Source organism: Aquabacterium sp., from assembly GCF_021768455.1.
Lineage (GTDB): Bacteria > Pseudomonadota > Gammaproteobacteria > Burkholderiales > Burkholderiaceae_C > Aquabacterium.
In genome coordinates this window covers 1-9,001 of record NZ_JAIZVX010000162.1, presented here as the reverse complement: position 1 = coordinate 9,001, position 9,001 = coordinate 1, and the positions used below count along the sequence as shown (strand labels likewise).

The 9,001-nt window shown below is 67.1% G+C and carries 11 protein-coding genes; 3 read left to right on the top strand and 8 right to left on the bottom strand.

The window, feature by feature from the left end:
• Positions 1-51 precede the first annotated feature (51 nt).
• The 7 genes from QZ994_RS16920 to flgB all read right to left on the bottom strand — a co-directional run bounded on the left by QZ994_RS16920 (position 52) and on the right by flgB (position 5,253).
• Positions 52-726 (bottom strand): flagellar basal body L-ring protein FlgH, encoded by a 675-nt coding sequence (locus tag QZ994_RS16920; RefSeq protein WP_290874360.1) that lies wholly within the window; start codon positions 724-726, stop codon positions 52-54.
• Complete coding sequence (gene flgG / locus QZ994_RS16915; RefSeq protein WP_290874357.1) at positions 726-1,508, bottom strand: flagellar basal-body rod protein FlgG; 783 nt, start codon at positions 1,506-1,508, stop codon at positions 726-728. Before flgG ends, QZ994_RS16920 begins: the two co-directional genes overlap by 1 nt.
• 40 nt (positions 1,509-1,548) lie before the next feature.
• The gene (gene flgF / locus QZ994_RS16910; RefSeq protein ID WP_290874354.1) at positions 1,549-2,280 is read right to left on the bottom strand and encodes a flagellar basal-body rod protein FlgF; all 732 of its coding nucleotides are present in this window, start codon (positions 2,278-2,280) and stop codon (positions 1,549-1,551) included.
• Positions 2,281-2,320: 40 nt separating this feature from the next.
• On the bottom strand, positions 2,321-3,607 hold the full coding sequence (locus QZ994_RS16905; protein ID WP_290874351.1) for a flagellar hook protein FlgE: 1,287 nt from the start codon (positions 3,605-3,607) through the stop codon (positions 2,321-2,323).
• Between the two features lie 65 nt (positions 3,608-3,672).
• Positions 3,673-4,335 (bottom strand): flagellar hook capping FlgD N-terminal domain-containing protein, encoded by a 663-nt coding sequence (locus QZ994_RS16900; RefSeq protein ID WP_290874348.1) that lies wholly within the window; start codon positions 4,333-4,335, stop codon positions 3,673-3,675.
• Positions 4,336-4,381: 46 nt separating this feature from the next.
• Positions 4,382-4,792 (bottom strand): flagellar basal body rod protein FlgC, encoded by a 411-nt coding sequence (flgC, locus tag QZ994_RS16895; RefSeq protein WP_290874345.1) that lies wholly within the window; start codon positions 4,790-4,792, stop codon positions 4,382-4,384.
• A 23-nt stretch (positions 4,793-4,815) separates the two neighbouring features.
• Complete coding sequence (gene flgB, locus QZ994_RS16890) at positions 4,816-5,253, bottom strand: flagellar basal body rod protein FlgB (RefSeq protein WP_290874342.1); 438 nt, start codon at positions 5,251-5,253, stop codon at positions 4,816-4,818.
• A gap of 159 nt (positions 5,254-5,412) precedes the next feature.
• Between flgB and flgA the strand changes: the two genes are divergently transcribed.
• The 3 genes from flgA to QZ994_RS16875 all read left to right on the top strand — a co-directional run bounded on the left by flgA (position 5,413) and on the right by QZ994_RS16875 (position 7,144).
• Positions 5,413-6,261: a flagellar basal body P-ring formation chaperone FlgA gene (gene flgA / locus QZ994_RS16885; RefSeq protein ID WP_290874339.1), complete on the top strand. Its 849-nt coding sequence runs from the start codon at positions 5,413-5,415 to the stop codon at positions 6,259-6,261.
• A gap of 127 nt (positions 6,262-6,388) precedes the next feature.
• Positions 6,389-6,697 carry a flagellar biosynthesis anti-sigma factor FlgM gene (gene flgM, locus QZ994_RS16880; RefSeq protein WP_290874336.1) on the top strand — a complete coding sequence of 103 codons (309 nt, stop codon included), beginning with the start codon at positions 6,389-6,391 and terminating at the stop codon, positions 6,695-6,697.
• Positions 6,698-6,721: 24 nt separating this feature from the next.
• A complete protein-coding gene (locus tag QZ994_RS16875; RefSeq protein WP_290874333.1) occupies positions 6,722-7,144 on the top strand; it encodes a hypothetical protein in 423 nt (140 codons plus the stop codon).
• An 8-nt stretch (positions 7,145-7,152) separates the two neighbouring features.
• Here the strand turns inward: QZ994_RS16875 and recJ are convergent, their stop codons facing one another.
• A complete protein-coding gene (gene recJ, locus QZ994_RS16870) occupies positions 7,153-8,874 on the bottom strand; it encodes a single-stranded-DNA-specific exonuclease RecJ (RefSeq protein ID WP_290874330.1) in 1,722 nt (573 codons plus the stop codon).
• Positions 8,875-9,001 lie beyond the last annotated feature (127 nt).

Here is a 9,001-nt window from a genome sequence, read left to right as displayed (position 1 = left end):
GGCTTGCATGAGACCGACTTCCTTGGGGGTTCGGTCTCATTGTCGAGAGCTTTAGATCGGCAGAATGTTCAAAAAGAAGCGGGCAAGCCAGCCTATTTGATTGGCCTCGGCGCCTGCGCCTCTGCCCATCTGCTCGATGCGCACGTTGGCGATCTGCGTGGACAGCACCACATTGCCCGGCTGCACGCTCATGGGGTCGACCTGGCCCGAGAAACGCAGGCGGTCGACGTTGTTGGTCACGCCGATCTGCTTCTCGCCGGAGATGACCAGGTGGCCGTTGGCGAGCACCTCCACCACGGTGGTCGTGATGGTGCCGGTGAACACGTTGGACGAGGCCGTGCTGCCCTTGCCATCGAGCTTGTTGTCGGAACTGCCGGTGGCATTGAGCTTGAGGAGCTGATCGGAACGGATGAAGGGCGCGGCCGACACCGTGCTGCTGACGCTGCCCTTCTTCTCGATCTGGCTGGTGCTCTCCTGCTTGGCCGAGATGTTTTCGCTGATGGTGACGGTGATGATGTCGCCCACCATGCGGGCGCGGTGCGTCTCGTAGAGCGGCCGATAGGCCACGCCCTGGAAGATGGAGCCGTTGGTGGGCGCCACATAGGCCGCGGCCGAGGGCCGAACTTGTGTGGGTTCGACCACATCGACCCTGGGGGCCGTTGCGATGCAGCCGCTGAGCGCGACGCTGCCCAGCCATGCGAGGGCGACTTGGCGGGCGGCGCGCATCACATCTGCCCCAGCTTTTGCAGCATCTGGTCCGAGGTCTGGATGGCCTTGGAGTTGAGCTCGTAGGCGCGCTGGGTCTGGATCATCTGCACCAGTTCCTGCACCACGTTGACGTTGGACGTCTCGACAAAGCCCTGAGACAGCGAGCCCAGGTTGCTGGTGGTCGGTGCGCCGGTCTGGGGCGTGCCCGAGGCCACGGTCTCGGTGAAGAGGTTCTGGCCTTTGGGCTCCAGGCCGGCCGGATTGATGAAGGTGGCCAGCTGGATCTGGCCCAGGTTGGCCAGGGCCGTCTGGCCAGGCAGGTTGGCCGTGACCGTGCCGTCGGCGCCGATGGTGAGGTTGGTGGCGTTGGCCGGCACCGTGATGCCCGGCTGCAGCACATAGCCGTTGTTGGTGACGATCTGGCCCTGGTTGTCGAGCTGGAAGGCGCCGTCGCGGGTGTAGCCGGTGGTGCCATCGGGCTGGGTGATCTGGAAGAAGCCCTTGCCGTTGATGGCGATGTCCAGGTTGCCCGAGGTCTGCTGCAGGTTGCCCTGCGTGAACTGGCGCGAGGTCGCCACAGGGCGCACGCCCAGGCCCACCTGCAGGCCCGTGGGCAGGGTGGTCTGCTCCGAGCTGTTGGCGCCACCCTGGCGCAGGTTCTGGTACATCAGGTCTTCGAACACGGCGTGCGACTGCTTGTAGCCGTTGGTGCCGCTGTTGGCCAGGTTGTGGGAGATGTGGTCCAGCTGGGTTTGCTGGGCTTCCATCCCGGACTTCGAAATCCACAGGGAACGCATCATGGCCGGTCTCCTTCGCGCGGGGCGCTTACAGCTTCAGGGGTCAGGCGCCGCCTGACAGGAGTTGCGAGGCCGCCTTGTCGTCTTGCTCGGCGGTCTGCATCATCTTCATCTGGGTCTCGAACTGCCGCGCCGCGGCGATCATCGAGACCATGGTTTCGATCGGGTTCACGTTGGAGCCCTCCAGCGCCCCATCCTGCAGGCGGGCGGTGGCGTCCAGCGGCAGCTCGGCGCCATCGGCGGCACGGAAGAGGCCGTCTTCGCCGCGCACCAGCTTGTCTTCGGGGGTCACCATCTTGATCTTGCCGATCTGGGTGACGCGGCCATTGCGGGCCTTGGCGCTCACCGTGCCATCGGGCGCGATGCTGGGGGCGGTTTCTGCCGGCACCGAGATCGGGCCGCCATCGCCCAGCACGGTCAGGCCGCCCTGGGTGACGAGGTTGCCCTCCTGGTTCACGGCCAGCGCACCGAAGCGGGTGTAGGCCTCGGTGCCGTCCAGCCCCTGTACCGCCATCCACGATTTGCCGGTCATGGCGACGTCCAGGTCGCGGCCGGTGAAGGCCACCGGGCCGGCGGTGTCGTCGTAGCCCACGGTGGTCTCCAGCGCGTACACGCGGGTGCTGGCGCCATCGCCCCGCACCGGCACGGCGCGGATGGCCTGCAGCTCGGCCCGAAAACCCGTGGTCGTCACGTTGGCCAGGTTGTTGGAGAGCACGTCCTGGCGCTGCATGTTCATCTTGGCGCCAGCCATGCTGAGGTAGATCATGCGGTCCATGGGCGGTTCCTCGTGTCCTGCTCAGTGAGGGGCTGGGGCATCAGCGGATGTTCACCAGGGTCTGCAGCACCTGGTCTTCCGTCTTGATCGTCTGTGCATTGGCCTGGTAGGTGCGCTGCGCCACGATCATGTTGACCAGCTCGCCCGTGAGGTCGACGTTCGATTCTTCCAGCGCACCGCCCTGCAGCAGGCCGAGGCGTCCGGCGCCCGGGTTGCCGTACTGGGCCGGGCCAGAGGCCGCGGTCTGGCCCCATTCGTTGCCGCCCTTGGGCTCCAGGCCCTGAGAGTTGTTGAAGCGGGCCAGGCCGATTTGTGCTTCGGTCACGGTCTGTCCGTTGGTGTAGCGCACCTGGATGCCGCCCTGGGAGTCGATGCTGAAGCTGGAGAAGTCGCCACGGGGGTAGCCGTTTTGCGCCAGTTCGTTCACCACCGACTTGCCGGCGTACTGGGTCGCGCTGCTCCAGTCCACGGTCGAGTTGATGGTGCCCAGGGTGCTGATGCCCACGTCGGTGCCCGTGATCGGGGGCAGGGGCACCACGCCCATGGTGCCAGTCGTGCTGTAGGTGGTGCCGTTGTAGTCGGTCACCTGGGTGGGCTGGCTGCTGGTCGCGTCGAAGGTGAGCTGGAAGGCCGGTGTGGTCGCGCCCTTGGGCAGGTAGGTGCCGTTGACCGCGGTGTAGACGTCCCAGGTGTCGTTGCCGCTCTTGCGGTAGTAGTAGTCGACGCCGACGCCCTGGCCCGAGCCGTCGTACACGGTCTGCGTGGTGCTGAAGGTGTAGGTGCCGGACAGCGGGGGGTAGGCTGTGAGGTCGTAGGCGTCGTCCACCGTTTCCGAGGCGTTCAGGTTGATGTCCATCGTGATGTTGCTGGTCGCCTGCGCACTGCCGCCGGTCAGGGCCAGCTTGATGGGCTGATCGCCTTCGTTGAGCAACTTGTGGCCCTGGTTGTTCTCGATGTAACCCTGGTTGTCCACCTTGAACTGGCCGTTGCGCGTGAAGAGCTTTTCACCCGATTCGAACAGCGCGCCATTGCTGCCCTGGTCCCAGCGCTGCACCTTGAAGAAGCCGTCGCCGTTGATGGCAATGTCCAGCGGGTTGTCGGTCGTGGTGATGTTGCCTTGCGTGAACTGCTGGGCCACCGAGGCGATGGTGGCGCCGATGCCGATGTTGTTGCTGCCGCCACCCCCCAGGGACGCCGCATACATGTCGGCGAATTCGGCGCGGGCGGTCTTGGCTCCGAACGTGTTGGCGTTGGCCACGTTGTTGCCGATGACCTGCAAGCTCTTGCTCGAGACGTTGAGGCCGGAAAGTCCTTGCTGGAAGCCCATTTCTGTTCCTTTCGGGGGTGACTGCGGGGAAAGCGGTGCGTCGTGGGGTGGGGGAACGTCGTGACTCAGGACACGGCCTTGACCGTGCTGTAGGCCACGCTGCCCTTGTTGGCGAGTTCGAGTGTCAGTGCGCCGTTCTGCGTGCTGACCGCGTTCACGCGGTCCTGCATCAGCGAGGTGCTGCCCACCGCGGTCTTGCCGGTGGTGGCCGTGACCTTGAAGCTCAGGCCGGTGGTGTCGATGTCGCTGGGGGCGGTCCAGGTGAAGCCCTGGCGGCCGGCGGCCACGGCGCTCTGGTCGATCGAGTCGATCACCTTGCCAGCCTTGTTGAGGATGTCGATGTGCACGGCACCGGCAGAGGAGGCCAGATCGAAGCCGCCACTCGCCACGCCTTGGTCGTTCACGGTCAGCTGGTTGCCCTCCAGCCAGACGTTGTGTCCGACCAGGCCCGCGCCCTGCAGCATCTGCATCTGCGTGAGGTTGGCGCCCAGATCGGTCATGGTGGTGTTGAGCTTTTCCACGCCGGTCACGGTCTGGATCTGCGCCATCTGGCTGGTGACCTGTGCGTTGTCCATCGGGTTCAGCGGGTCTTGGTTCTGCATCTGTGTGACCAGGAGCTTGAGGAAGCGGTCGGAGGCCTCGTTGGTGGTGCCGGCCTTGGTGGTGGCGGCGGTGACGCTGGCCGCGGTGGCGGCGGCGCTGGAGGTGGCGGCAGAGGTGGTGGCCATGGGTGCTTTCAGGTGGGGCGGTTCGGTGACGCGCTGGTCTCAAGGCTCAGCCGCCCTGGCCCATTTGCAAGGTTTTCATCAACAGGGTCTTGGCCGTGTTCATGACCTCGACGTTGCTCTGGTACGAGCGCGAGGCCGAGATCATGTTGACCATCTCTTCCACCGCGTTGACGTTGCTGTAGGTGACGTAGCCCTCGGCGTCGGCCTGCGGGTGCTTGGGGTCGTGCACACGGCGACCGGGGGTCTGGTCTTCGGTGATCTGGCTGACGGTGACGCCGGCCGTGCCCACCTCGCCCATCGGCGTGGTCTGGAACACCACCTGGCGGGCCTTGTAGGCCTGGCGATCGGGGCCGGCCACGGTGTCGGCATTGGCCAGGTTGGAGGCCACTGTGTTGAGCCGCTGTGACTGGGCGCTGACGGCGCTGCCTGACACATTGAAAATATTGAACATCGACATGGCGTACTCCTGGTCGCTTCAGCTCATTGGCCCGTGATGGCCGTGTTCAAGGTCTTCACCTGGCCATTGATGAAGCGCAGCGTGGCCTCATAGCGCACGGTGTTGTCGGCGAAGTTGGCGCGTTCGCGGTCCATGTCGACGGTGTTGCTGTCGAGGTTGGTCTGCGAGGGCAGGGCGTAGTTCATCTCGGGCTGTGCGCGGCTGCCTGATGGCAGCCCGTTGAGGGCGAGGTGGCCGCTGTTGGCCGTGGCCAATGGCAGCTTGGTAGGCTGCAGCACCGTCTGCGCGGCGGAGGCCTGGCCGGTGGCGTCGCGCAGGGCGTCGCTGAACTTGAAGTCGCGGGCGGTGTAGCCGGGGGTGTCGCCGTTGGCGATGTTGCTGGCGATCAGGCGCTGGCGTTCCGAGCGCAGGTTCAGCGCCTCTGCCTGGAAATTCAAGGATTCGGTCAAGCGGTTCAACATCGGGGGCCTCCGGCACCGCTGCTCGGGGCAGGTACACCCTTTGCAGCCTGGACAGGATGGTGAATCCGCCAGCCCCGGAACATGAGCCGAAATAAGCGGCCAAACGCGGCGCATTTCGGGCCCACCCGGCGGCTGGGTCTTGCCTACAGTGGCCCCATCATGCAAAGCGTCCCCACGTCCTCCGCCACCTCATCGCGCGCCATCGTGCGACCGTCGCGGCGCGTTGTCGGTCCCGGCCTGGGCCTGGAGCCGCTGCAGTGGGCCTTGTCGGCCCTGGCTGCACTGGCCTGGGCGGCCCTGTGTGCCATGGCCGCGCTGTGTGCGCCTTCGGCCCGGGCGCAATCGCCCGCCTTGCCCGAGGTCGGCGCCCTGCAAGGCGAAGTGCAAAATCTGCTCAAGCTGCAGCCCACGCCCATCCGCGATGAGGCCCATGCCCCCGGCGACAAGCCCTGGCGCGTGGAGTTTGAGCTCGGCCAGCTCGATCCTCGCCTCAAGCTGGCCCCCTGCGAACGCATCCGCGCCTACCTGCCCGAAGGGGCCCAGGTCTGGGGCCGCACGCGTGTGGGCCTGCGTTGCGAGCAGGGCCCGGTCAAATGGAATGTCTACTGGCCCGTGACCGTCAAGGTCTGGGGGCAGGCGCTGGTGGCCGTGGTGCCGCTGCGGCCGGGTCAACTGGTGAACCAGGCCGACCTGCGCCTCACCGAGGTCGACCTGGCTTCATCTTCTTCTCCAGCTTTGAAGAACGCGGCCGATATCGTGGGGCGGTCGGTGGTGCGTGGCATCGAACCCGGCCAGTCCATCCGCCAGGACGATGTCCGCGCCCGCCGCTGGTTTGCCTCGGGCGACACGGTTCGGCTCAATGTGGTCGGCGCAGGGTTCCGAGTGGTGGCCGAAGGCCTGGCCATCAGCCATGGTGACGAGGGGCGTTGCGCCCGCATCCGCACCGACAATGGCAAGGTCCTGTGCGGCATGCCGGTGGGTGAACGCCTGGCGGAGCTCACGCTTTGACACCAAGCCTTACGCATCCTGACCCCCTGTCTGTGGGGGTTCCGGACATTCGCATTAAAGTCGGTCCACATCGCGTCGATATCGCAGATGTGACCACCCGGTGATCACCGGGAACAAGGAGTACATCATGAAGATTGGCAACCCCCTCGACAAGGCCATCGGCGCGGCCACCAGCACGCGCCCCGATGCGACCGGCACGACCACGACCTCGGGCAAGACCGGCTCGCTGGACGGCGGCGTCAGCTCGAGCGCGAAGGTCACGCTGTCCTCGGCCGCCACCGGCCTGATGAGCGGCGCCGACGGCGACTTCGATGCCGACAAGGTTTCCAGCGTGAAGCAGGCCATCGACAACGGCAGCTACAAGGTCAACCCCGAGGTCATTGCCGACAAGCTGATCAGCAATGCCAAGGACCTGCTCACGGCCCGCGCGGCCTGATCATTTTTGCCAGATCGTCGGCCCATGAGCCTCTCGCGCACCCTGCACACCCAGACCGGTCAGGCCGTGTCCCCGCCACCCGCTACGGGCGCGATGGGGGCACGCGTGGTGGCCATCGAAGCCGGTCTTCAGGCGCTGGACGAGGCCCTGGCGGGCGATGCCTCCGAGCGCATCGAACAGGCCAGTGCGGCCCTGCAGCGCTGCCTGGGCGAGGCCCTGCAGACCATGGCAGACGACACCCGTGCCGGGCGTGCGACCGACGCCGAGTTGCTGCAGCGACTGCGCCGCGCCCGTGAGCGCGTCAATCACCAGCAGGCGGCCGTGCAACGCGTCACCGCGGCCCTGGGGCGCACGCTCGATGTGCTGCTGCCCCGCGAGCAGGCACCCGCCACCTACGGTGCACTGGGCCAAAGCCCTGCTGCCAAGGCCCTGACGGCCTACCGCTGAGCCTCGCCTCAGGCCTCGGGTGCGTCCACCGCACCTTCCACCACCATCTGCACCCGCTGACGGCCCTGGAACTCGTCCAGGTTGAGCCGAAAGGCCAGCTGCGTCTGTGCCGGCAAGGGTTCGGTGCGCCCGAACCAGATGCCATCGCGCACCTGCCCTTGCACGCGCAGGCTGAGCTTGAGGTGGCGCTCGCCCACCAGGCGCTGGTTCAGCACCTCCACCCGGTCGTTGAACACGGGCGCCTCAAAGCCCGGGCCCCACACGGCGGCGTCCAGCTGGGACACCGTCTCGGGGGTGAACCATTGCGCGTCTAGCGGGCCATCGGTGGCCAGTTGGCGCAGCAGCAGCGAGGGGGCGATGTCGTCTTGCGCGATGCGCGTCATCTCGGCCTCGAAGGTGTCGACATCGGCCTCGTCGATCGTGCAGCCCGCGGCCATGGCGTGCCCACCAAAGCGCTTGAGCAGGCCAGGGTGGCGCTTGCTCAGCAGGTCGAGCGCATCGCGCAGATGAAAGCCCGGGATCGACCGGCCCGAGCCCTTGAGCAGGCCGTCCTGGCCCAGCGCGAAGACGAAGGTCGGGCGGTGCAGCCGGTCCTTCAGGCGCGAGGCCACGATGCCCACCACGCCTTCGTGGAAGTCCGGATCGAAGATGGTGATGGCGGCCGGTGGCTCGCCCTCGGGCATGACCTGATCGAGCAGCATCTCGGCCTGCTCGCGCATGCCGCTTTCCAGGTCGCGGCGCTCGCGGTTGATGGCGTCGAGCTGGCGGGCCAGCACGTCGGCGCGTACCGGGTCGTCGGTGGCCAGGCACTCGATGCCCAGGCCCATCTCGGCCAGGCGGCCTGCGGCGTTCACGCGTGGGCCCAGGGCAAAGCCGAAGTCCTGGCTGCTGGCCTTGGCCGGGTCGCGGCCCGCGGCCGAAAACAGCGCGGCGATGCCGGGCTGCATGCGCCCGGCGCGGATGCGCTTGAGGCCCAGGGCCACCAGGCGGCGGTTGTTGTCGTCCAGGCGGCCCACGTCGGCGATGGTGCCCAGGGCGACCAGGTCGAGCAGGCTGTCGATGCGCGGCTGGCTGGCGGCATCGAAGGCACCGCGCTGGCGCAGCTCGGCACGCAGGGCCAGCAGCACGTAGAACATCACGCCCACCCCCACCAGGGCCTTGCTGGCAAAGCCGCAGTCCGGCTGGTTGGGGTTCACGATCACGTCGGCCTCGGGCAGGCTCACCGTGCCATCGGCCAGCACCACGGGCAGGTGGTGGTCGGTGATCAGCACCTTCATGCCCTGTGCGCGGGCCAGGCGCACGGCTTCATGGCTGGCCATGCCGTTGTCCACGGTCACCAGCACGTCGGCGCGCTGGGCACGCACCAGGTCGACGATGGGCGGCGTCAGGCCATAGCCGTGCACGGCGCGGTCGGGCACCACGTAGCTGAGCTGGTCGGAGCGGGCACCCAGCATGGCCAGGCCGCGCAGGCCGGTGGCGCAGGCGGTGGCGCCGTCGCAGTCGTAGTCGGCCACGATGCAGATGCGCTGGCCCTGCGCGATCGCATCGGCCAGCAAGGTGGCGGCCTGGGTGGCGCCCAGCAGGCTCGCCGGTGGCAGCAGCCTGGCGGCGTTGTCGTCGAGTTCATCGGGGCTGCGCACGCCCCGGGCGGCATACAGGCGGGTCAGCAAGGGCGGCAGGTCGCCGAGAAAGGGTAATTCGGCGGGCAGCGGGCGGGGTTCGATACGCATGGAATCTCGGATCAGTAAACGGGGGCTATCAGGCGGTGGGCGCCACCTTGCCTTACCCGCGCTCCCCCAGCAACCATTCCAGTTGCACTTCATGTTGGCCCCGATCGTCGGTCACGAATACCGTACC